The sequence below is a fragment of the Ferdinandcohnia sp. GQ5 genome (genome assembly GCF_059759275.1).
On record NZ_JCAXEW010000019.1, the window covers coordinates 1 to 22,606 of the forward strand.

23 protein-coding genes are annotated in these 22,606 nt (G+C 37.1%); 19 read left to right on the forward strand and 4 right to left on the reverse strand.

Features of this window, described 5'->3' with window-relative positions; genetic code table 11:
- Positions 1–9 precede the first annotated feature (9 nt).
- Entirely contained in the window at positions 10–717 is a 708-nt protein-coding gene (gene ric, locus AC6CHV_RS20330; RefSeq protein WP_498079573.1) for an iron-sulfur cluster repair di-iron protein, read from the reverse strand.
- Positions 718–906: 189 nt separating this feature from the next.
- Here ric and AC6CHV_RS20335 point away from each other — a divergent pair, with 189 nt between their 5' ends.
- From AC6CHV_RS20335 to AC6CHV_RS20395, 13 genes are all read left to right on the forward strand, one after another.
- Positions 907–1,869: a methyl-accepting chemotaxis protein gene (locus AC6CHV_RS20335; RefSeq protein ID WP_498079574.1), complete on the forward strand. Its 963-nt coding sequence runs from the start codon at positions 907–909 to the stop codon at positions 1,867–1,869.
- Between the two features lie 61 nt (positions 1,870–1,930).
- Complete coding sequence (locus AC6CHV_RS20340; RefSeq protein ID WP_498079575.1) at positions 1,931–3,199, forward strand: molybdenum cofactor synthesis domain-containing protein; 1,269 nt, start codon at positions 1,931–1,933, stop codon at positions 3,197–3,199.
- Complete coding sequence (mobB, locus tag AC6CHV_RS20345) at positions 3,184–3,696, forward strand: molybdopterin-guanine dinucleotide biosynthesis protein B (RefSeq protein WP_498079576.1); 513 nt, start codon at positions 3,184–3,186, stop codon at positions 3,694–3,696. Before AC6CHV_RS20340 ends, mobB begins: the two co-directional genes overlap by 16 nt.
- A 215-nt stretch (positions 3,697–3,911) precedes the next feature.
- Positions 3,912–4,382: a molybdenum cofactor biosynthesis protein MoaE gene (locus tag AC6CHV_RS20350; protein ID WP_341332360.1), complete on the forward strand. Its 471-nt coding sequence runs from the start codon at positions 3,912–3,914 to the stop codon at positions 4,380–4,382.
- Complete coding sequence (moaD, locus tag AC6CHV_RS20355; protein WP_341332359.1) at positions 4,379–4,612, forward strand: molybdopterin converting factor subunit 1; 234 nt, start codon at positions 4,379–4,381, stop codon at positions 4,610–4,612. Before AC6CHV_RS20350 ends, moaD begins: the two co-directional genes overlap by 4 nt.
- A 146-nt stretch (positions 4,613–4,758) precedes the next feature.
- Complete coding sequence (argC, locus tag AC6CHV_RS20360) at positions 4,759–5,799, forward strand: N-acetyl-gamma-glutamyl-phosphate reductase (RefSeq protein WP_341332358.1); 1,041 nt, start codon at positions 4,759–4,761, stop codon at positions 5,797–5,799.
- A gap of 35 nt (positions 5,800–5,834) precedes the next feature.
- Positions 5,835–7,064 carry a bifunctional ornithine acetyltransferase/N-acetylglutamate synthase gene (gene argJ / locus AC6CHV_RS20365; RefSeq protein ID WP_341332357.1) on the forward strand — a complete coding sequence of 410 codons (1,230 nt, stop codon included), beginning with the start codon at positions 5,835–5,837 and terminating at the stop codon, positions 7,062–7,064.
- An 11-nt stretch (positions 7,065–7,075) separates the two neighbouring features.
- Positions 7,076–7,852 carry an acetylglutamate kinase gene (gene argB / locus AC6CHV_RS20370; RefSeq protein ID WP_498079577.1) on the forward strand — a complete coding sequence of 259 codons (777 nt, stop codon included), beginning with the start codon at positions 7,076–7,078 and terminating at the stop codon, positions 7,850–7,852.
- Positions 7,852–9,003 (forward strand): acetylornithine transaminase, encoded by a 1,152-nt coding sequence (gene argD, locus AC6CHV_RS20375; RefSeq protein ID WP_498079578.1) that lies wholly within the window; start codon positions 7,852–7,854, stop codon positions 9,001–9,003. The genes argB and argD overlap by 1 nt, the downstream gene beginning before the upstream one ends.
- Positions 9,004–9,120: 117 nt before the next feature.
- Positions 9,121–10,197 (forward strand): carbamoyl phosphate synthase small subunit, encoded by a 1,077-nt coding sequence (locus AC6CHV_RS20380; protein WP_341332354.1) that lies wholly within the window; start codon positions 9,121–9,123, stop codon positions 10,195–10,197.
- Positions 10,190–13,315 carry a carbamoyl-phosphate synthase (glutamine-hydrolyzing) large subunit gene (gene carB, locus AC6CHV_RS20385; protein WP_498079579.1) on the forward strand — a complete coding sequence of 1,042 codons (3,126 nt, stop codon included), beginning with the start codon at positions 10,190–10,192 and terminating at the stop codon, positions 13,313–13,315. The genes AC6CHV_RS20380 and carB overlap by 8 nt, the downstream gene beginning before the upstream one ends.
- Positions 13,312–14,271 carry an ornithine carbamoyltransferase gene (gene argF / locus AC6CHV_RS20390; protein WP_341332352.1) on the forward strand — a complete coding sequence of 320 codons (960 nt, stop codon included), beginning with the start codon at positions 13,312–13,314 and terminating at the stop codon, positions 14,269–14,271. Before carB ends, argF begins: the two co-directional genes overlap by 4 nt.
- A gap of 109 nt (positions 14,272–14,380) precedes the next feature.
- Complete coding sequence (locus tag AC6CHV_RS20395; protein WP_121445419.1) at positions 14,381–14,560, forward strand: YjzC family protein; 180 nt, start codon at positions 14,381–14,383, stop codon at positions 14,558–14,560.
- Positions 14,561–14,598: 38 nt separating this feature from the next.
- On the opposite strand, the gene AC6CHV_RS20400 is transcribed toward AC6CHV_RS20395, so the two are convergent.
- The gene (locus AC6CHV_RS20400; protein ID WP_121445418.1) at positions 14,599–14,787 is read right to left on the reverse strand and encodes a DUF2929 family protein; all 189 of its coding nucleotides are present in this window, start codon (positions 14,785–14,787) and stop codon (positions 14,599–14,601) included.
- A 157-nt stretch (positions 14,788–14,944) separates the two neighbouring features.
- Here AC6CHV_RS20400 and AC6CHV_RS20405 point away from each other — a divergent pair, with 157 nt between their 5' ends.
- The 3 genes from AC6CHV_RS20405 to AC6CHV_RS20415 all read left to right on the forward strand — a co-directional run bounded on the left by AC6CHV_RS20405 (position 14,945) and on the right by AC6CHV_RS20415 (position 17,377).
- A complete protein-coding gene (locus tag AC6CHV_RS20405) occupies positions 14,945–15,676 on the forward strand; it encodes an alpha/beta hydrolase (protein ID WP_498079580.1) in 732 nt (243 codons plus the stop codon).
- A gap of 87 nt (positions 15,677–15,763) precedes the next feature.
- Positions 15,764–16,330 carry a hypothetical protein gene (locus AC6CHV_RS20410; protein ID WP_341332350.1) on the forward strand — a complete coding sequence of 189 codons (567 nt, stop codon included), beginning with the start codon at positions 15,764–15,766 and terminating at the stop codon, positions 16,328–16,330.
- A 90-nt stretch (positions 16,331–16,420) separates the two neighbouring features.
- Positions 16,421–17,377, forward strand: coding sequence for a BMP family ABC transporter substrate-binding protein (locus tag AC6CHV_RS20415; protein ID WP_341332349.1), 957 nt, complete (start codon positions 16,421–16,423; stop codon positions 17,375–17,377).
- Positions 17,378–17,406: 29 nt separating this feature from the next.
- Here the strand turns inward: AC6CHV_RS20415 and AC6CHV_RS20420 are convergent, their stop codons facing one another.
- Positions 17,407–17,685 carry a hypothetical protein gene (locus AC6CHV_RS20420; protein ID WP_341332348.1) on the reverse strand — a complete coding sequence of 93 codons (279 nt, stop codon included), beginning with the start codon at positions 17,683–17,685 and terminating at the stop codon, positions 17,407–17,409.
- Between the two features lie 268 nt (positions 17,686–17,953).
- Here AC6CHV_RS20420 and AC6CHV_RS20425 point away from each other — a divergent pair, with 268 nt between their 5' ends.
- The 3 genes from AC6CHV_RS20425 (at position 17,954) to AC6CHV_RS20435 (ending at position 21,064) form a co-directional block, all read left to right on the forward strand.
- Positions 17,954–18,886: a beta-ketoacyl-ACP synthase III gene (locus AC6CHV_RS20425; RefSeq protein WP_121445413.1), complete on the forward strand. Its 933-nt coding sequence runs from the start codon at positions 17,954–17,956 to the stop codon at positions 18,884–18,886.
- A gap of 78 nt (positions 18,887–18,964) precedes the next feature.
- Positions 18,965–20,203, forward strand: a complete 1,239-nt coding sequence (gene fabF, locus AC6CHV_RS20430) for a beta-ketoacyl-ACP synthase II (RefSeq protein WP_341332347.1) — start codon at positions 18,965–18,967, stop codon at positions 20,201–20,203.
- Between the two features lie 213 nt (positions 20,204–20,416).
- The gene (locus AC6CHV_RS20435) at positions 20,417–21,064 is read left to right on the forward strand and encodes a DUF2268 domain-containing putative Zn-dependent protease (protein ID WP_498079581.1); all 648 of its coding nucleotides are present in this window, start codon (positions 20,417–20,419) and stop codon (positions 21,062–21,064) included.
- Positions 21,065–21,532: 468 nt separating this feature from the next.
- On the opposite strand, the gene AC6CHV_RS20440 is transcribed toward AC6CHV_RS20435, so the two are convergent.
- Positions 21,533–22,363, reverse strand: coding sequence for an NERD domain-containing protein (locus tag AC6CHV_RS20440; protein ID WP_498079609.1), 831 nt, complete (start codon positions 22,361–22,363; stop codon positions 21,533–21,535).
- Positions 22,364–22,606 lie beyond the last annotated feature (243 nt).

The following is a 22,606-nucleotide window of genomic DNA, read 5'->3' on the forward strand; positions in this document are numbered from 1 at the left end:
GATTTGATGTTAGTTGCCAGCCGCAGCTCTTGGAAACAGTATATTATTTTCTAAATGAATATGCTCGAATAAATCTGCTTCAAGTGCCTCAAGACGTTGGTAGACAAGACGATACGTTCCACATGCACCGATTGGTGGTTGGAAGTCATTTGTGATGTCACGAATTTCTTTTATAATATTTCCGGCCTCATCATGATCGGCTTCTAATTCTATTACATGCTTCTTCACTAATTCATGATTTTCAGCAGTTGGTTCGTTTTCAAAGTTTACGATGAGTGGAAACGAATCTGCTTCTTCTTTAATAGTGTGTTGTTCTAGCTCAACCTTCAATTGATTAAAAAGTGAATGTACCCTTGCTAGGTGTGGATGATTTCCACCGTGAACGCGTAAAACCTTTGTTACATATGGACTAAGCTGTGGAAGTTCTTCATTTAAATAACGATGGTGTTTATTAACGATATGATCAATTAATTCTGAATAGCTTGCAGCTTTCCAATCCACCGTTTTTTCATTTAATTCTTTCATGTCTTGGTAAAGAGCATTTAGTTTAGTTAAAACTTCATCTTTTGAAAGATTTCTTTCCTCAATTGCATCTATAAGTGGTCGGTTTCCACCACAGCAAAAATCAATTCGAAGTTTTTTGAAAAGGTCTCCAGCCTTCGGAAACTCAGTTACAATTTCTCCAATGATATGTTGTTCAGTAAAAGTGTGTTCCATGATTCTACCTCCTATTTAGTAATCTACTTCTAGCATAGCTTGTAACACAATCAAATGAGGTGATGCGAATCACACTTTTGCTTAATAATCGTCGAAAAGTAAGATGAAAGTGATGGAAATCACAAATACAAATGGGACAAGTTTGATAGTATTAAGCTATAGTAAGATGGCTGCAAGGAGTTGGCGTAAATGTTTATTCGTAAACAATATATAGATGATCTCGAAAAAGAAAATATACAACTAAAAAGAGAATTAGAAGAATTAATAATTGAAAGAGATCGGCAAAATGAAAGCACTGCGACGTTTATTAAAAATTTTTACGAAGAGCTTGTGGCGACAATTGAACAGCATGAGCATGTCAATGGACAGCATCATGTTCTAGGTGAACTCGTAGCAAAAATAAAGTCTAAATTCGATAGAGTGGAAGAGTTAAGTCTCTTATCCTTTCAAAATTCAACGAAATTATATGAAAATGGTCAATCCTTACTATCAGCAGCAAGTGATATGGTAACAAAATCAACGGAAGGAAAGAACGAAGTATTAGAGGTTGAATCAATTATGAAAAAGCTTGGAAGCCAATTAAATGATACATCTGAAAAAATGAATCATCTTAATAGCCGTTCAAGGGAAATCGAGGATATTGTTGGAGTCATTAAAGAGATTGCAGATCAGACCAATTTATTAGCATTAAATGCCTCAATTGAAGCTGCTAGGGCAGGTGAGCAGGGGAAAGGATTTTCAGTTGTGGCTGCGGAGGTTAGAAAATTAGCAGAGAGTACGGCAGTTAGTACGGAGCATATTAGTTCACTCACAAAGGCGATTCAGAAAGAAATCAATGAATCCTTACAATCGACTACACACAGTACAAGTCTTGTTCATTTAGGGGTTGATGTAAGTATAAATACAACCGAAAGATTTAATTACATTATGACAGTGATTCAGTCTGTGCAACAAGAAGTTCACTTTGTCTTGGACACAATCGAGGAACAAAAGGAGTTTTCACAAGATGTAATGAATGAAATATCAAATACAAAAGAGCTATTTGATAATGCTAATCATTTAATTGTTCAACATATTATAGATGCTAAAGTTGTTGATGATAAATTAGAAGAAGGAATTATTCAACTTAATGACACCACTGCAAGAAAGTAGTGGTTTTTGTTTAAATATACTACAATAGGAAAAAAGTAGATAAAAGAAGCGAGTGGATAACATGGTTGAAAAACGAACACCGATACCGGTTCCAGAAGCGGTATCTCGTGTAATGGAATTTGCGGGTACAGGTACAAAAGAATTAGTACCGATAGAGGCCAGTTATGGACGATTTTTAGCAGAGGATTTAATTGCTGATCACGATGTCCCTCATTTCAATCGTTCCCCATATGATGGCTTTGCTTTAAGGTCAGCGGATACAATAGACGCCAGACAGGACCATCCAATTGAATTTGAAGTAATAGAAGAAATTGGAGCAGGTTCAATTGCTACAAAAAAGGTAGATGCTTTTCAAACAGTTCGAATCATGACAGGGGCGCAAATGCCAGCAGAATGCGATGCGGTTGTGATGCTGGAATTGACAAATGAATACGAACGTAATGGCAAAAAATACATGTCGATTAAAAGACCTTTTAAATCCGGAGATAATGTTTCATTCCAAGGTGAAGATACAAAAAAAGATTCTGTCCTAGTCGAAAAAGGAATATTCATTAACCCTGGAGTAAAAGCACTTTTAGCAACCTTTGGTTATCATCAAGTTGAAGTGGCAAAGAAACCTGTAATCGGCATTTACGCTACAGGAACAGAGTTGCTTGATGTTAATGAGGGATTACTACCTGGGAAAATTCGTAACAGCAATTCTTATATGGTCAGCGCACAAATTGAAAGAGTAGGTGCAAAGCCCAACTATTTCGGTAAACTCTCGGATGATTTTGACCTTTGCTATGAGGCAATCAAAAACGCATTAGATGAAGTTGATATTCTCATTACAACGGGTGGAGTTTCAGTTGGGGATTATGATTATCTACCGGCAATTTATGAAAAATTAGGTGCAGAAGTATTATTTAATAAAATTGCAATGAGACCTGGTAGTGTCACAACGGTTGCTAAACTAAATGGCAAGCTATTGTTTGGCTTATCCGGCAATCCGTCTGCCTGTTATGTTGGCTTCGAATTATTAGTAAGACCAGTGGTGCGAACAAGATTATATTCGAATCATCCACATCTAATAAAAATACAAGCTGAACTCAATGCTGACTTTCCAAAACCAAACCCATTTACAAGGTTTGTACGGAGTAGGATTAGTTTCTCTGATGGTAAAATTTTGGTGACGCCGAGTGGGCTTGATAAATCCAATGTAGTCTCCTCGCTTGCCGGGGCGAACGCATTAATGGTGTTACCCGGTGGAACACGTGGGTTTGGAAAAGGCGACGAAGTTGATGTGTTATTACTGGAAGATCAGGAAGGAAGTATGTGGCCTTGGAAATAAGGTTTCCACTTTTACAAATTGTTGGATATCAAAACAGTGGGAAAACAACGTTAGTTGAAAAAATTGTAAAAAGAGGCACAGAACTTGGGGTTAGGATTGCAACAATTAAACATCATGGACATACAAGCAATCTGAAGGGACTTAATAAAGAAAAAGATTCTTCCAGACACTTTAAAGCCGGTGCATCTGCAACCATTGTTGAAGGCGGTGGAAGTCTTCAGTTAGAAGCAAAGACTGCCGGCTGGACTTTAGAAAAGCTCATTCAGCTGTATGCTTTTTTTGAAAATGATATGGTATTAATTGAAGGGTTTAAATTAGCTGATTATCCCAAAATTGTTCTGATTAGGAATGACGCGGACAAGGAGTTGCTAACTTCATTAACAAATATAGTAGCAGTTATTTCTTGGATTCCAATCGAATCTAATTTTCCTCTTTTTCATATAAAAGAGGAAGAAATTTATTTAGAATGGGTATTTAACTTTATTCAGAAAAGATAAATGTAGTAATGAAGTTTAAAGGAGCAATTCTGAGTTGAATGAAGTTAAATGTCTCCGGCAGATGCAACAGATTTTTTAATGAAGTTTACGAGAATAAGAACAGAGACTAAGAATGCCACGTCCTGTGGCATCTTCTTTTGTGACCCACATCGTGTGGCCTAAAAAGTCTGTGCGCAAATACGCCTATGCGTATCTGGATTGAAGGAGGTAAATCAATGAATAATACTTTATATAAAATTACGAAAGAACCTATCAATGTTGAAGAAGTTACGAATAAAGTCGTTAGACGTGAGGCCGGTGCTGTTACTACTTTTATCGGCACAGTCCGCGAATTCACTAAGGGGAAACGGACCCTCTATTTAGAATATGATGCATATGTTTCAATGGCAGAAAAAAAGCTTGCTCAAATTGGAGAGGAAATAGCTGAAAAATGGCCAGAAGCTAAAACGGCCATTATTCACCGAATTGGTCGATTGGAAATATCAGAAGCTGCTGTTGTCATCGCAGTCTCCACACCACATCGTAAGGATGCCTACGCTGCAAACGAGTATGCAATCGAAAGGATTAAACAGATTGTTCCCATTTGGAAAAAGGAGCATTGGGAAGATGGAGAAATGTGGATAGGCGATCAATTAGAGACAAAACAATATTTAACAGGTCAACCAGAAGAGGAGGATCTAAAATGATAACTGTTTTATTCTTTGCTCATTTACAGGAAATGGCAGGAACAGATAGAATAATTTTACATGAAAATGAGCTAACTGTAACAGATTTGAAAGAAAAGCTTTCGAACGACCATGGTATAATAAACCTTGACCAAATTATGTTTGCAATTAACGAAGAGTATGCAGTAGATAAGGACGTTGTAAAAGCAGGAGATACAGTGGCGTTGATTCCACCAGTAAGTGGAGGGTAATTATAAAACCATCGACTACTGGTGGTTTTTTTGTATAAAAAAACTGAATTATTTATAAAAATACAATTGATTTTATTTTTATACGGACTTATAATGAAACATATTTCAAAATTTAATTTGTTATTAAAAACAATGAGGTGGATATATTGAAAGCGGCAATTATAGGGGTTACTGGTTATGGCGGAATTGAATTATTAAGACTATTGACAAACCACCCAACTATAGACGTTCATTCTGTTCACACTTCGTCTCAAACAGGGATGAAGCTTTCAGAGGTCTACCCCCATGTTACTAATCTGGTAAATCATTCTTTAGAAGAAATTGATATTCCTAAGATTGCAAATGAAGTTGATGTTGTATTTCTTTCTACACCATCAGGGGTATCAACCACGATTGTACCTGAACTATTGAAAGAAAATGTGAAGATTATTGATCTATCTGGGGATTATCGTTTAAAAAATCCTAGTGCATATGAACAATGGTATAAAAAGCCAAGCGCCCTACAAGCAGACTTAGACAAAGCTACATATGGTCTTCCTGAATGGAATAAAGAAGAAATTAAGAGTAGTAGTTTTATATCCAATCCTGGGTGCTATCCCACTGCAACAGTGCTTGGTTTAGCTCCGTTAGTGAAACATAAACTAATAGATGAAAAATCAATTGTGATCGATGCCAAATCAGGAATATCCGGAGCTGGAAAGAGTCCTTCTAGAACTACGCATTTCTCTGAAAGCAATGATAACTTTTCAATTTATAAGGTAAATCAACATCAACATATTCCGGAAATTGAACAGGTGATACAAGGGTGGGACGATTCAATCCCATACGTTACGTTTAGTACACATTTGGTCCCAATGACCAGGGGAATTATGTCAACGATGTATATCAATCGTGCAGTAGAGACACTTACAATGGACCAACTTTATGAACTTTATAAGGAAAGCTATCAAGATGCTCCATTTGTAAGAATCCGAGAAAAAGGCGCATTTCCTGCCACAAAAGAGGTTTATGGAACGAATTATTGTGATATTGGCCTTGCATTAGATGAGCGAACAAATCGAATTACCATTGTGTCAGTCATAGATAATTTAGTTAAAGGGGCTGCTGGTCAGGCCATCCAAAATGCAAATATAATGTTAGGTTTAGAAGAAAATACGGGATTACACTATGTCCCTCTATTCCCATAATAGAATTATGATTGATAGATAAGGAGTGACTTTGCATGATAGATATGAAGGAGATTCAAATAATAAAATTGGAAGAGGGAACTGTTGTAACCCCAAAAGGTTTTAAAACAGCAGGAGTCCATGCCGGATTACGTTATAAAAAGAAAGACTTAGGAGCGATTGTTTGTGATGTTCCAGCTAACTGTGCCGCTGTATATACGCAAAGTCATTTTCAAGCCCCTCCTTTAAAGGTTACGAAAGAGAGTATTGCCATAGAGAACAAATTACAGGCTGTTGTGATCAATAGTGCATGTGCTAATGCATGCACTGGTGAGCAAGGTTTGTTAGATGCATACGAAATGAGAGCTGAATCTGCAGCTCAGTTTGGTATTGAAGATCATTTAGTTGCAGTTGCTTCAACGGGTGTCATCGGGGAACTATTACCAATGGATAAAATTAAAGCAGGCATTAAACAACTTCAGCCAACTAATACAGTAGAAGCAGCTGAAAGCTTCCAAACGGCTATTTTAACAACAGATTTAGTTATGAAAAAAGCATGTTACCAAACAACAATTGATGGAAAGAAGATTTCAATTGGTGGAGCAGCAAAAGGCTCTGGGATGATTCATCCAAACATGGCAACGATGCTAGGTTTTGTAACAACTGATGCTAATATTGATTCAAACTCCCTACAAGCTGCAATAAAAACAGTGACAGATGTGACTTTTAACCAAATCACAGTCGATGGAGAGACCTCAACAAATGATATGGTTTTGGTAATGGCCAGTGGCTTGGCGGAAAATGATCTACTTACACAAGAACATCCTGAATGGGATTCATTTGTTTCTGCACTTCAATCCACTTTCGAAGATCTTGCAAAGCAAATTGCAAAGGATGGAGAAGGAGCTACAAAACTGGTCGAAGTGAATGTAACGGGAGCTGTATCTGATGTGGATGCACGTATTATTGCTAAAAAGATTGTCGGTTCAAACCTTGTTAAAACAGCAATCTATGGAGCAGATGCGAACTGGGGAAGAATTATTGGAGCGATAGGTCACAGTACAGCTACTGTGAATCCGGATAATGTAGATATTTCAATTGGAACAATCCAAATGCTAAAAGGAAGTCAGCCGTTGACTTTCTCAGAAGAGCTTGCAAAAGAATATCTTGAAGGTACTGATATTGTTATTCACGTTGACCTCCATTTAGGAAAAGGTACTGGTACGGCATGGGGCTGTGATTTAACCTATGATTATGTCAAGATAAATGCAAGCTACCGAACATAAGGAGACTTGAAATGGAGACAATTGTTATCAAATGTGGAGGTAGTATACTTAGTGAGTTGTCCGACTCATTTTTTAATAGTATTAAAGAATTAAAAAACAGTGGCTATAATGTAGTTGTTGTGCATGGTGGCGGGCCTGAAATAGCTGAGACCCTCTCCTCACTGAACTTAAAGAGCGAATTTGTTAACGGGTTAAGAAAAACAACAAAAGAGGTCCTTAATGTTGTTGAAATGGTATTATCAGGAACGGTTAATAAAAAGGTTGTAGTTGAGCTTGGGAAGGCTGGTATCCCAGCAGTTGGGTTATCTGGCTGTGATGCAGAACTAATAAAAGTGAAGCCTGTGGACCTTGAAAAATTGGGGTATGTTGGCGAAATTGTAGATGTTAATGTTTCATTCCTGGAGTTTCTAATTTCTCAAAATTATGTTCCGGTAATTTCTCCAATTGGGATTGATGAGGACTTTAGCAAATTCAATATCAATGCTGACACTGCTGCAGCAAGTGTTGCCATAGCCCTTCAGGCAAAACATTTATTATTCATAACCGATGTAGATGGAATTAAAAAAGACGGTGAAGTCTTACCATCGCTTACAACGGATTCAGTTTTATCCCTCATCGATGAAGGGACGATTTACGGGGGAATGATTCCAAAAGTAAAAGCAGCCCTCACAGCTTTGAATGATGGGGGACTTAATGAAATAACGATTATTAACGGGAAAAGCTCGTTATTATCCGTAGATGGATCGTTAAAAGGAACAAAAATTGTAAAAGAACTAGAGGTGGTATAATGGATGCACTATTTCCAACCTATGCAAGATGGGATTTAACAGTTGAATCTGCAGAAGGTGCAATCATTGTAGACAATAAAGGAAAAAAATACTTGGATTTCGTTTCCGGAATCGCAGTTTGTAATCTAGGACATCGCCACCCTAAGGTTATGAAAGCAGTAGAAGAGCAGTTGCAGAAATATTGGCATGTATCAAATTTGTTTAAGTCTGATATTCAACAAGAAGTGGCTGAAAAGCTAGTATCAAATTCAGAGCTTGATGCTGTTTTCTATTGTAATAGTGGAGCTGAAGCAAATGAAGCTGCTTTAAAACTCGCTCGTAAATACACTCAAAAATCAAAAGTCATTACATTTAAACAATCCTTCCATGGAAGAACATTTGGAACTATGGCAGCTACTGGACAGGAAAAAATTCATACAGGATTTGGCCCTCTCTTGCAGGAATTTGTCTATCTTCCATACAATGACTGTGACACGTTAGAGCGCGAAATGGATGATGAAGTTGCAGCGGTTATGGTAGAAGTTGTGCAGGGTGAAGGTGGAGTTGTCCCTGGAACAGAAGAGTTCCTTAAAAAGATTGAAGAACTTTGTGCAAAACATGGTTCCCTATTTATTATAGATGAAGTTCAAACAGGGATTGGTCGTACTGGAAAGGCCTTTGCTCACCAGCATTTAAACCTTACACCAGACATTATTACCTTAGCAAAAGGTTTAGGAAGCGGACTACCCATTGGTGCTATGCTTGGTAAGGAAAAACTGAAGGAAGCATTTGGACCTGGTTCACACGGGTCAACTTTCGGTGGCAACCCTATTTCATTAGCTTCTGCTAAAGCCACCCTATCGATTATTTTTCAGGATGAGTTTTTAGAAGAAGTTGAGAAAAAAGGAGCTTATTTACAAAATGAGCTTACTACAGCACTAGCAGATCAGGACTTAGTTACAGAGATTCGTGGTAGTGGATTAATCGTAGGGATTGCTTGTAAGGGAGAGGTAGCTGCTTTGATTACGGCACTTCGAGAAAATGGTCTTTTAACTCTTCCAGCTGGCCCGAATGTCATTCGCTTATTACCACCATTAACTGTTACTTACGAAGAAATTGATGAAGCGGTTAAGATGATTAAAGAAACACTTGTGGCAGTACATATTGCCTAGGATTGATGCTGGTAGTTAGGAATCTATCTATCTAACTACCAGCTTATACAATCGAATTTTTTTTGAATACTTTTGTATAAAAATACGTCTACCTAAATAAAAATACGAGGTGAAACAATGAAGGGATATCTACATTTAGAAAATGGTGAAAGCTTTGAAGGAACGTTATCGCAAGCTTCTGAAAAGGCTGTAACGAACGGTGAAATCGTATTTTATACTGGAATGACTGGGTATCAAGAAGTGTTAACGGATCCTTCTTATAAAAATCAAATCATTGTTTTCACGTACCCATTAATCGGAAACTACGGAATAAATGAATTCGATTTTGAAAGTAAAGAACCTCACGTCGCTGGAGTCATTGTATATGAAACAAAGGATTCTTATTCTCACTATAATGCAAAGTATTCCTTAAAACAGTATCTTGATAAATGGAATATACCATTGCTATCCCATGTTGATACTCGTGCAATTGTAAAGAGAATCAGAACTGAAGGAACAATGCAAGCTGTAATTAGTGATTCTCCTTCTTTTGATGTAACGGCCATGTCTGTTAATGCTAATCCGGTGGGAGAAGTATCGAGTAAGGAGTGGCAAACATTTGGTACAGGAGATAACCACATTGTATTAGTTGATTTCGGGTATAAGAGATCCATCTTACAATCTCTTTTGTCAAAGGGATGTACGGTAACTGTAGTTCCTTATACTACACCTTTTGAAAAGGTCAAACAACTTCAACCAAATGGTATTGTCTTGTCAAATGGTCCTGGAGATCCAAAGGCTCTAGCTGAACATCTTCCGACAATTAAGCAGATGATCGAATACTTTCCAACACTAGCCATTTGCTTAGGACATCAGCTTGTTGCCTTAAGCCTTGGTGGAGATACAAAGAAGTTGAAATTCGGCCATAGAGGTGCAAATCAACCAGTGGTAGATTTGCTAAATGATAAAGTTTATATTACCTCACAAAACCATAGTTATGTAGTTGATGAAGACAGTTTGAGTGAAACAAAACTGAAGGCGCGCTTTATAAATTGCAATGACAATTCAGTAGAAGGATTAACGCATTCAACGCTTCCAATTTTAACGGTTCAATTTCATCCGGAAGCACACCCAGGACCAGCTGAAAGCAGTTGGGTTTTTGATGAATTTATAGCCAACAATTGTACTGTTAGGAGAGAAGAGATATATGCCTAAGGATCATTCAATACAATCTATATTAGTAATTGGCTCTGGACCCATTGTAATCGGGCAAGCAGCAGAATTTGATTATTCTGGGACTCAGGGGTGCAGAGCTCTACGTGAAGAAGGCTATAAAGTCATCTTAGTAAATAATAATCCAGCAACCATTATGACAGATGAAGTCAATGCAGACACAGTATATTTTGAACCATTAACTGTTGAAAGCCTTGAAAAAATCATTGCAAAGGAACGTCCAGCCGGTTTACTCGCAACACTTGGTGGTCAGACAGGTCTCAACTTAGCTTTTAGTTTAAGTGAAGCAGGTATTTTAGATAAGTATAATGTGAAAGTACTTGGTACTCATATTGAATCCATCAAAAAGGGGGAGGACCGTGAGGCCTTTCGAAGCTTAATGAATGAACTAAATGAGCCAGTACCGGATAGTGAAATTGTAACAACAGTTGAAGAAGCGAAAACTTTTTCCGAAAGGGTTGGATTTCCTGTCATTGTTCGTCCAGCTTACACATTGGGGGGAACAGGAGGAGGCATTGCGCATGAACTGCAACAATTAGAAGAACTAACGAAAAATGGCTTATCCGAAAGCCCAATTACTCAATGTTTGATTGAAAAAAGTATTGCTGGATATAAAGAGATTGAATATGAGGTAATGAGGGACAAAAAGGGAACCTGCATTACCATCTGTAATATGGAAAATATTGATCCTGTTGGAGTCCATACTGGTGATTCTATCGTTGTGGCACCATCACAAACACTAACAGATGAAGAATATCAAATGCTACGAGCTGCATCAATTAAGATTATTTCTGCTTTAGGAATTATTGGTGGTTGTAATATTCAATTTGCTTTGGATCCATTTAGTAAGAATTATTTTCTAATTGAAGTAAATCCACGAGTTAGTCGTTCCTCAGCACTAGCTTCAAAAGCAACTGGATATCCAATCGCAAAAATGGCCGCAAAGCTTGCGGTAGGATATACATTAGATGAATTAGTAAACCCGGTTACAGGAAAAACATTCGCTAGCTTTGAACCAGCTTTAGATTATGTTGTTGTTAAATTCCCACGCTTTCCATTTGATAAGTTTACAGATGTTCCTACTACGCTTGGAACTCAAATGAAAGCAACGGGTGAGGTAATGGCCATTGACCGAAATCTTGAAAGTGCCATTCAAAAAGCTGTACATTCGTTAGAAGGCGATAATAAAAGCCTTCGTTTACCTGCAATTGTAAATAAATCTGGTGAGGAACTTCTCCAACTTGTAGAAAATGGAAGTGAAAATCGTTTCTTTGCTGTTCTTGAATTGTTAAGAAGAGGAACAACTGTCAGGGAGCTTCATTCGATTTCAAAAATAGATTTATTTTTCCTAGAGACGTTCAAGGTCTTAGTAGACACTGAAGAAAAAATTCAACAAACTGCACTCAATGATTTTACTGTAGAATTTATGCAAATCGTAAAGGAAAAAGGGTACTCCGATCAGCATATTGCGTTCCTTTGTCACGTAGAGGAATCGATGGTTCGTGCAAAACGAAAAGAACTTGGCATTATTCCAAGTTACAAATGCGTGGATACCTGTGCAGGAGAGTTTGCTGCACAAACTGCTTATTATTATTCAAGTTATTTTGGTGAAAATGAGCTGGACGTTTCCGAAAAGCAAAAGGTATTAATTCTTGGCTCTGGACCTATTCGAATCGGTCAAGGCATTGAGTTTGACTATAGCTCAGTTCATGGGATATTTGCGCTACAAGACGAGGGTTACGAAACCATTTTGATGAATAACAATCCTGAAACTGTAAGTACTGATTATGAGATTGCAGATAAATTATTTTTTGAACCCTTAACTCTTGAACATGTATTAAATGTAATTGAAGCAGAAAAAGTGGATCAAGTAATGGTTCAATTTGGTGGTCAAACCGCGATTAATCTTGCCCAAGGATTAGAAGATGCAGGTATTTCAATCGTCGGAATCACACACGATATCATTGACCAGCTTGAGGACCGTGACCGTTTTTATCAGCTCTTAGAAAAAACGAATATTCCGCATATCCCTGGTGAGATTGCCGATAATGCGGAGGAATTAGTGGAAAAGGCTAAGGCGATAGGTTATCCTGTCTTAATCCGTCCTTCATATGTTATTGGCGGCAAGGGAATGCTCGTAATAAATGATGAGGACGAGCTTGTATTATTTTTAAAAGACATAACAAAGGATACGTATCCACTTCTGATTGATGCATATGTACCTGGATTAGAAATCGAAGTTGATTTGCTTTCTGATGGCGACGAGATTTTAATTCCAACCATTGTTGAACACATTGAAAAAGCAGGAGTTCACTCTGGTGACAGTCATGCGATCATGCCTGCAGTTTCTTTAACAGAAGATAATAAGAAAACGGTTGAAACCTATGCTACTAAGATCGTTCGTGAATTAGATTTTAAAGGCATTATGAACATACAATTCGTAATCAGTAACAATCAAATTTATGTACTCGAAGTGAACCCAAGAGCAAGCCGTACGGTACCAGTTATTAGCAAAATTACAGGGATTCCAATGGCTCAACTAGCGTCAAAACTTGTGCTTGGTAAATCACTACAGGAAGTAACTTCAGAAAAAGGATTATTACGTGATTTACCGTTCTATACAGTGAAATACCCAGTTTTCTCAACATATAAACTACTCGGTGATCCGACAGTAGGACCTGAAATGAAATCGACCGGAGAAGGAATCAGCATTGCTGCAACAATTGATGAGGCACTAACAAAAGTTTTCCATAGCTACATCATTTCAAAAAAAGGCGCTGATGAAATTGTCTTCGATGCGGATTATATTCCTGAAGAATTGAACCAAATTGCTAAGGAAATGGGACTAAAAACGTATGTTGCTAACGACATTTCAGAATGGTGTAAGAGTGAAAAAGCTTTAGCATTTGTAAGCCTTACAGGTGAGAAAAGTGCGAAAAAGAATAAGTTAGAGGCAAGTCAAAAACGCATTCATGTATTCACTGAAATTGAAACATTACACGCATTCTTAAAAGCGTTCCGGGTATCGCATTTTTCCGTAATGTCGATTCAAGAACGAAGAGATACATTAAATAATCAGAAAGAAGTGATTAGCAAATGACAACTGCTATTAAACATAATGCTAAAAACGTTCTAAAGGGAAAGGATCTCCTCACTCTCCTTGATTTAACGGGTGAAGAAATTATCAATTTGTTGGATACAGCTATTGAAATAAAACAAAAGCATAAAAATGGGGAAGACACACCGTATTTAAAAGGAAAAACCTTAGCGATGATCTTTGAAAAGCATTCAACCCGTACAAGAGTATCATTTGAGGCAGGCATGCTTCAGCTTGGGGGAAATGCAATCTACCTAAATAGCAATGATATGCAGTTAGGTAGAGGAGAATCAATTGCTGACACAGCAATGGTCTTATCTGAGTATGTAGATGCAATCATGATCCGTACATTTGAACATGAAAAAATTGAGGAACTCGCTAAATTTGCAAATATTCCAGTCATTAACGGTTTAACAGAAGATTATCACCCATGCCAAGCATTAGCAGACTTACTCACGATTTATGAAAATAATAAAATCTTCAAAGGAAGCAAACTTGTCTATGTTGGGGATGGCAATAATGTTGCTCATTCCTTAATGATTGCTTCGGCAAAGGTTGGATTAGACTGTACGGTTGTTTGTCCGCCTAATTATGCTCCGAAGGCTTTTATCGTAGAGCAGGCAAAAGAAATTGCAAAGGAAACACATGCAGTGATTGAGGTTAGCCATGATCCTGTTTGCGGCCTAGAAGGTGCCGATTATATTTACACAGATGTATGGGCTAGCATGGGGCAAGAAAAGGAACAGCAAGAAAGACTTAAGGCGTTTAAGCCATATCAAGTTAATTCTGAGCTTGTAAGTGCTGCTAATGAAGACTACATGTTCATGCACTGTTTACCAGCTCATCGTGGTGAAGAAGTTACGGCCGATGTGATTGATGGACCACATTCAGTTGTATTCGAACAAGCGGGAAATCGTCTCCACGTTCAAAAAGCAGTATTAAAAGCAATTATGGAATAAGGAAATTTATTGAAGCTTCAGCCTTTTTAGGTACTGGGGCTTTTTTTCATGATTTTAAAGGGTAGTGGGAATAGTAATCTTGTAATACTATTCAAAAAGGAGGATTATGATGGGGCAAAGTCATGAATTTCGTGCAGGGCAAAAAGCACCGAATAATGGGATTTATGTAGAAATCGGAGAGCAAGGAGATATGGTTAAGAACCCTAAAAGTGTTAAATTAAATGCCGGTGACCCGTTCCCGGAAAACTCAAACCACAACCGCAAATGGTCATATAAAAGAAAGCCGTAAACAACAAAAAAAGACCCGAACGGGTCTTTTTTTGCATATTAATGATGAGGTTCCTCTACAGGCTCGTTTGGAATAACAGAACCTAAAATAATGATTAGGGCTGTAACGATCACAGCAACGATCGAAGCTGTTTGGAATGAATATGTAGCTGCCTGCATTGATCCAATAACATATGAAGCCATTTGGATTAAGAGGAATGTCCAAAAGAAAGTCCAAAAATAACGCAATGTTTTCACCTCATTAAATTTAACTATATCTTTAAGTAGTTTACCACATTTGTCATCTTTAAGAAAAGTTATTTATAGGCATTTCCCCCTTTCATCTTTTATTCCACAGCATACACTAATAATGAAGGACGAAAATTAGGAGTAGGAGAAGAGAGCAATGGTTCAAAATAAAGTATTTTTCAAGCTCGACACGGAGTGGTCTGCTCTTCATTTGCCAAAACGTCCAAACGGCTTTGCTGTATTAATCATTGGGGATAATAAGAATTTTGTAGAAGAGAGCTCAAGCTTTTGGATACAAAACTACGCAAGGTCCCAAATTCTCGAATACCTTAAGGATGAGGGATATACTGTATTTTATTCAAACTTGTATGGTGCAAACTGGGGAAATCCTGCCTCCATAAAATTAGCAATACAGTTGTATCACATCGTGATGAAACGCGAAATCCTAAATAAACGCATCCATATTCTTGCAGAAGGAATGGGAGCATTAACTGCCATGCAGTTAAGTAAAAGGATGCAGGGGGAGATACGATCTATGGCCTTCCTAAATCCATGCATTGACTTAGTTGCACATATTGAGAATGAAAGAAAAAATAAATTTTTTTATAAAAAGCTGTTAAAAGAAGTTGCGAAGGCTTACCACCTTGAGGAAAGAGAAGTTGAATCAAAAATTGCAGATTTAGCACCAAAAGAAAATCTTGTAATCCCAAATATCCCAATCAAAATTTGGCATAACACAAATGAAAGAACATACACTCCTGAAATACACAGTAAGAAATATCAAAGTGGAAACGAGATGGTCACGTTAAGCTATCATATCAGTGAAAATACGTATGCATTTAGTCGCTCAATTGGTAGCTTCTATAAAGAAAATGAAAAGGAATTATAAAAAGTCCCAGTTTCTATAAAGAATAGGGACTTTTTATTTACTCATTCGCATACGATACTGTATTAAATTAAATGGGGGATGTTACAAGTGAAGAAGGTTATACTATTCGATGCTTTCTCCTTTGTAGGATATGGGCTCTGTTGCAAGATGCTAGACGAGGAAATCAATGTTATTGGGATAGATGCTGAACCGATGGAAAATAGTCCGGAAGAGAAGAAATTGCTCTTTATTGGGCGCAATGCCTATTTTCGTTTTTTCGAGAATTCGAAGGCATCATTGAACCAAAGTTTGTTCAATAAAACAGATGCTGTCATATATCCTTGGTGTAGTTCTACACATCCAAATCAAAATGAGGAAAAAGAGGAGAGACTTCAATCCATATTCGACTATTGTAATGATTCAAAAACCAAACTTATCCTGGTATCGGCACATGAAATAAACAGAGTTGAAATTGATTCTTTGGCAGATGAATTGGATGATAGTTGGTATTCAAAAGTTAATATAAAAGATAGTCTGTGGGAACATCGGAAAATACGAACAAAGAATGTAAATTTTTTGTTTACTTTTATCGATTTTGCTAATAAAAGTTTTACTGAATGTATTCGAATAATGAATGACCATAGGGAATTTTTCTACCAAAACATAGACAGCTAATACTTCTTTTGCTTTCCAAGTAGTACAAAGTACAATAAAATAAATATATAGAGGACGAATTTTGTTTTTGTTTTTGAAGGAGTTGTAGGAATGCAAAAGTGGTTTAGGTGGGTGACACTCTTAATCCTGTTAAGTTTTCTTGTATCCTGTGGACAAACAGATGCAGATACTGGGGTCAAAAAAGTAGGTTTGCTTGTACCTGATACAATAGATGACCAAGTATGGGGTACGAAGGGGTATAAGGGGCTATTACAGATAAAATCTCAATTTGAGGTTGATGTCTTTTACAAAGAAGGAATTACAACAGAAGCTGCAACTAGATCTGCTGTAGATGAATATGTTGATAAAGGTGTTAATTTAATATTTGGTCATGGTAGTGAATACACTACGATTTTTAATGATATTGCTGATGAATACCCTAATGTGCATTTTGTTTTTTTCAATGGGAATACGAGAAAAGAGAATGTGACAAGCCTAAACTTTGAAGGGCATGCTATGGGATTTTTCGGTGGCATGGTTGCAGGTGAAATGACGAATACAAATAAAATCGGAATTATTGCTGCTTTTGAATGGCAACCGGAAATCAATGGGTTTTATGAAGGTGTTTTATTTCAAAATGATGAAGCCGATGTAGATATAGGATATGTTCAAAACTGGGATGATGACGAAAAGGCAATTTCGATTGCAAAGAATATGATCTCAGACGGTATCGATATTATATATCCTGCTGGGGACGGCTACAATGTCCCAGTGATAGAAAGACTGAAGGAAGAAGGCCTATATGCAATAGGCTATGTTTCGGACCAATCTGACCTGGGCAAAGAAACCGTCTATACAAGCACTGTTCAGCATGTGGATCAACTCTATTTATTAGTTGCCGAAAAGTTCAATAAAGGTGAACTGGCTTCGGGAAACCTCTCGTTTGACTTCCAGGATGGAGTCATTTCAATGGGGGTTTTTAGCCCGAAGGTAGATGAAAACTTTATTTCAGAACTAAATGATTATATTAATCAATATGTAGAAACAGGAGATCTTCCATCAAAATAGAAGAAGCTATCACATCAAGTGATAGCTTCTTATTTTTTACGAAAATAATCAAGGAGAGGCGAAAGGTCTTTTAAAGCTGGTTTGATTTTGTCAATTGAGGTCATAATATCATTAATTTGTCCCATTAATTGGTTGAAATCTACTCCATCAGCATGGTTTTGATTGGATTTTGCCTCAGAAGGTACATTTTCATTTCTCTTTGCCGAACGAGGACCAAACATGAGGCGATCAAACTTATCCATCGAAGAAGGAGTATCACGCTCACTCTTTTCGGCCTTTAAATCAATTTCTTCATTCTCATTACTCATTTTTATCACCAACTCACATTAGAAGTTTTCTTCAAAACATTTTTATTATATTCATATGATACATCTCAAAAAATGATATGGGCTAGTATCACTTAAAACCCTAGGCTAACATGGAATCTAACCAAAAATAAAACCAAAGAGTTGATAACAATTAAAAAATGGATTAAAATTAGTACCAAGTCATAATAATTGATAATAAAGAAAAGCGCAGAATAAAAAAGGCTTTTTTGATAAAAATTATGTTTTCTCATAAAAGGGAGATGTTTGTATGGGTGTAGGAATAATTGGAATCAATCGATTTGTACCAGATAGAGTGGTAACAAATAAAGATCTCGAAAAAGTTTTGGATACATCAGATGAATGGATTCGTACAAGAACAGGAATAGAAGAACGTAGAATTGCAGATGATGATACAAATACTTCTGATATGGCGTATGAAGCAGCCCGTAGAGCTTTAGAAGATTCAGGTATTACCGCGGATGCATTAGACCTAATTATTGTCGCTACAGTAACGCCTGACCATCCGTTTCCGTCAGTTGCATGTATGATTCAAGAACGTCTTGGTGCAAAAAATGCAGCGGCAATGGATATTAGTGCAGCATGTGCAGGATTTATGTACGGAATCATTACTGGTAAACAGTTTATTGAAAATGGTGATTATAAGCACGTATTAGTAGTAGGTGTTGAAAAACTATCTAAAATTGTGGACTGGAGCGACAGAAATACAGCTGTATTATTTGGAGATGGAGCAGGTTCAGTTGTTCTTGGTGAAGTTTCTGAAGGAAGAGGAATCCTCTCTTTCGAATTAGGAGCAGACGGAACTGGTTCAAAACATCTTTACCAAGATGAACACATCATTATGAATGGACGCGAAGTCTTCAAATTTGCAGTAAGACAAATGGGCGAATCAAGTGTAAATGTAATTGAAAAAGCAGGATTAAAGCGTGAAGATGTTGATTATTTAATCCCACACCAAGCAAACATTCGAATCATGGAGGCTTCAAGAGAAAGACTTGAACTACCAGTAGAAAAAATGTCTAAAACAGTGAATAAATACGGAAATACATCTGCCGCATCTATCCCAATTTCAATTGTTGAAGATATTGAAGCAGGAAAAATTAAGGATGATGACGTAATTGTTATGGTAGGGTTTGGTGGAGGACTAACTTGGGGTGCCATTTGCATCAGATGGGGTCGCTAAAAAAGAACTAACAGATTAGAACATCATTAGTCGAAAATATTGATAGAAATGTTGAAATAGGCTGGAAGGAGAAAGATTATGGAAAAGAAGCGTGTAGTAGTAACAGGATTAGGCACGGTTTCGCCGTTAGGTAACGATGTGAAAACGACGTGGGAAAACGCGAAAAACGGTGTTTCAGGTATCGGTCCATTAACAAGAGTTCAAATCGAAGGCTTACCTGCAAAGGTAGCAGCGGAATTAAAGGATTTTAATCCGGAAAATTATATGGACAAAAAGGAAGCACGTCGTATGGACCGCTTCACACAATATGCAATAGCTGCTTCATTCATGGCAGTTAAGGATGCAAATTTAACAATCAATGAAGAAAATGCTGAGCGCGTTGGAGTATGGCTTGGTTCAGGAATTGGCGGAATGGAAACTCATGAGGAACAGCATAAAATTTTCTTAGAAAAAGGATATCGTCGTGTAAGTCCATTCTATGTACCAATGATGATTCCAGACATGGCAGCTGGCCAAGTTTCCATCGCAATTGGAGCAAAAGGAATTAACACATGTACAGTTACGGCATGTGCGACTGGTACGAACTCAATCGGTGATGCGTTTAAGGTAATTCAACGTGGAGATGCAGACGTTATGGTCACTGGTGGAACAGAAGCACCATTAACTAATATGTCATTTGCCGGTTTCGTTTCAGCAAGAGCCGTATCATTAAATCCAGATCCAAAAACAGCAAGCCGTCCATTTGATAAAAATCGAGACGGATTTGTAATGGGTGAGGGAGCTGGAGTTCTTGTCCTTGAAGAACTTGAACATGCATTAGCACGCGGAGCCAATATTTATGCAGAAATCGTTGGCTACGGTGCAACAGGAGATGCTTATCATATCACGGCTCCAGCACCAGGTGGTGAAGGTGGAGCTCGCGCAATGCGCCAAGCCATTGCTGATGCAGGATTAAATCCAAGTGAAATTGATTATATCAATGCACACGGAACTAGCACAGATTATAATGATAAGTTTGAAACTGCAGCAATTAAAGAAGTACTAGGTGATCATGCATATAAAGTAGCGATTAGCTCTACCAAATCAATGACAGGTCACTTGCTTGGAGCAGCTGGTGGTGTGGAAGCGATCTTCTCAGTACTTGCAATTAAAGAAGGAATCATTCCACCAACGATTAACTATGAAACACCAGATCCAGAATGTGACTTAGACTATGTACCAAACAAAGCAAGAAAACAAGAAGTAAATGTTGCCTTAAGTAACTCACTTGGTTTCGGTGGTCACAACGCAACTATTCTATTTAAGAAATATCAATAACATATAAATCCAAGGAGTCAGGCCAAATGGTCTGGCTCTTTTTTTATGAAAGTCGAATACGATAAAGAGGTAGAAAGGAAGTGGTGACGTGGGGTAATCCGCACTGATCAATGGCTGAAGGATTCACATGATAATCCAATTAAACTTTGTAAAAAATTAAAAAGTTATTTTTCAAATAGAGCATCTGAACGTGAGATTTATGAGTATCTAAAAATGCACGGAATGTACAGAACAGTATCTGAGAACATACTTGAGAGCCTTCCTAAAAACGTATGGGGAAAGGTAGAAAAAGAATATAGTGTCTTGCAAAAAAAATGGAGCGGTCCGCAGGTCCCAATTTTCATTTTTCCAGCAGATAAAACAAATTCAAGGATCAACAATGAATATAATGGGAAATCAGGGCTTGCCTTTAAGGACAAATTATTTCTATTTTTCTCTCCGCACAATTCTCATGACGAAATCAAAGCAGTCCTCACACATGAATACAATCATGTTTGTCGTCTAAAAAAATATAAAAAGAATGAAGCTGATTTAACTTTTTTAGATACCGTGATCTTAGAGGGTATTGCAGAAAATGCAGTTCGTGAGCATTGCGGTGCAGAGAATCTAGCGGGGTGGACAAAATATTACTCAGATGTACAGCTAGAAAAATTAGTCAAACAACTAATAATTCCGAACCAATCTGTAAAAATAAAAGAACGAAAACACAACGATCTCTTATACGGAAAAGGATTCAGCCCCAAGATGGCCGGCTATTGTGCAGGATATTACTTAGTTAAGCAATATTTGGAAGCCCACAAACTTCAAACGAACGCAATCTTGGGTGTGGATTCGAAGGAATTTGTGAAGGAGTATCTTTGATGGTGGTATTTTGTTTTTAATCTAATCATATGTGTAAAAAATGTATTGATAATAGTAGTTACGATCTAACTTTTAAAAAAATGGTAAAAATAGCTCCGTATAAGAAGTGACTTTTGGAAAAACGGGAAAAAGTTCAAGCATAAGTATCGAATAAACTAGGAGTTTTGGATAAAACAGGGAAATGCCCATGTATAAGTTGTGGATAAACCATGGTTTTTGGATAAAAAAGGAAAAAGTCAAAGTGTAAGTTGCGAATATGACAGGGGTTATGGATAAAACAGGAAAAAGTCCAAGCATAAGAAGCGAATAAACCACAGATTTTGGATAAAGTAGGAAAAAGTCAAAGAATACCCATGATTTAAAATGGAATCGTATCATACAAATATAAACCCCACAAAATAAAAAAGATAAGAGTCCCCCTTTTGAATGAAACAGGGAAAGCTCTTATCTTATTTTCCTCATATTGCACTATTTATTTTTTTTAATATAGTATGTCCCTTTTTTGGATGAGCAAGATTGATAGGATTTTGCAAGTGCTCTTTGGATGACAGCCCTTGATCTTATAATTTTACACCATTCGAAAATAATCCCTGAAGTAATCTTCATTTGTCGAAAAAGTAAACTGAACTCCTCTGTACTCCGCAAAATTGCAGCTTCTTTATCTTCAACAAAACCACATTTCTTACATGTTAATGTTGTAGTGAATCCTGAATCAAACATCTCTAATTCACCACACCCCTCACACAATATCCCCTTCGTCAATCCATCAAAACTATACTCTGGCAGCAGTGAAAAAGGTGAATCTTTTACATGCAATTCCATGAGTTTCTCCGCTAGTGCATGGTGTTTCCCTGCTAATTTGAAGAACTGTGAATTTAATTGATTCATAAATCGTCCAAGTTGTGATGGAAAAATAATTGGTAGGTCGGGGGAGGCTCCGTAGAGGTAAAATTCCGGGTTAATAAAAACAAGATGAGCCTCTACTTTTTGGTTATAACCGAGCTGTTGGAGCAATTGCCGAAAGAGCGATTCGGTACGTGATAGTTGAATGAGGGGATTTTTAATCTCCTTACCAGAGATTAGTCGCATGCGGTTGTCTTCAATTAGGAAATCTCCTTCAAAATTTTTCACTTCAAAAATGTGAATTTTAGGCGGAGATACAAGGTGAGAATCGATTAGGTAGTGGGTATTGGCCGTTTCAAGTAGGAGGTCATTAATGATGAGGCATTCTACGGAGAGCTTTTCTAGTTTCTGGTCAAACATCTTTTCTCCATGATAACCTTTTTCGAGCGTTATAATTTGATTCTCTGTTTTTTCGAAACTTTCATTCGTGCTTAATCAAGTTGTATAGACAGGTTTTTTGAAAATTCTAATATGATATATTTTTATAATATATTGAAATAATTTGAGTTGATAGATAATTTATTATAAAACCTTATTTTGCAACATTTTAAACGATTTTGACTCTGATTATAAAAAATTATCTTGCAATTATAATATTATAGTAATAAAATTCTATTTACATAATAATTTTGACTAATC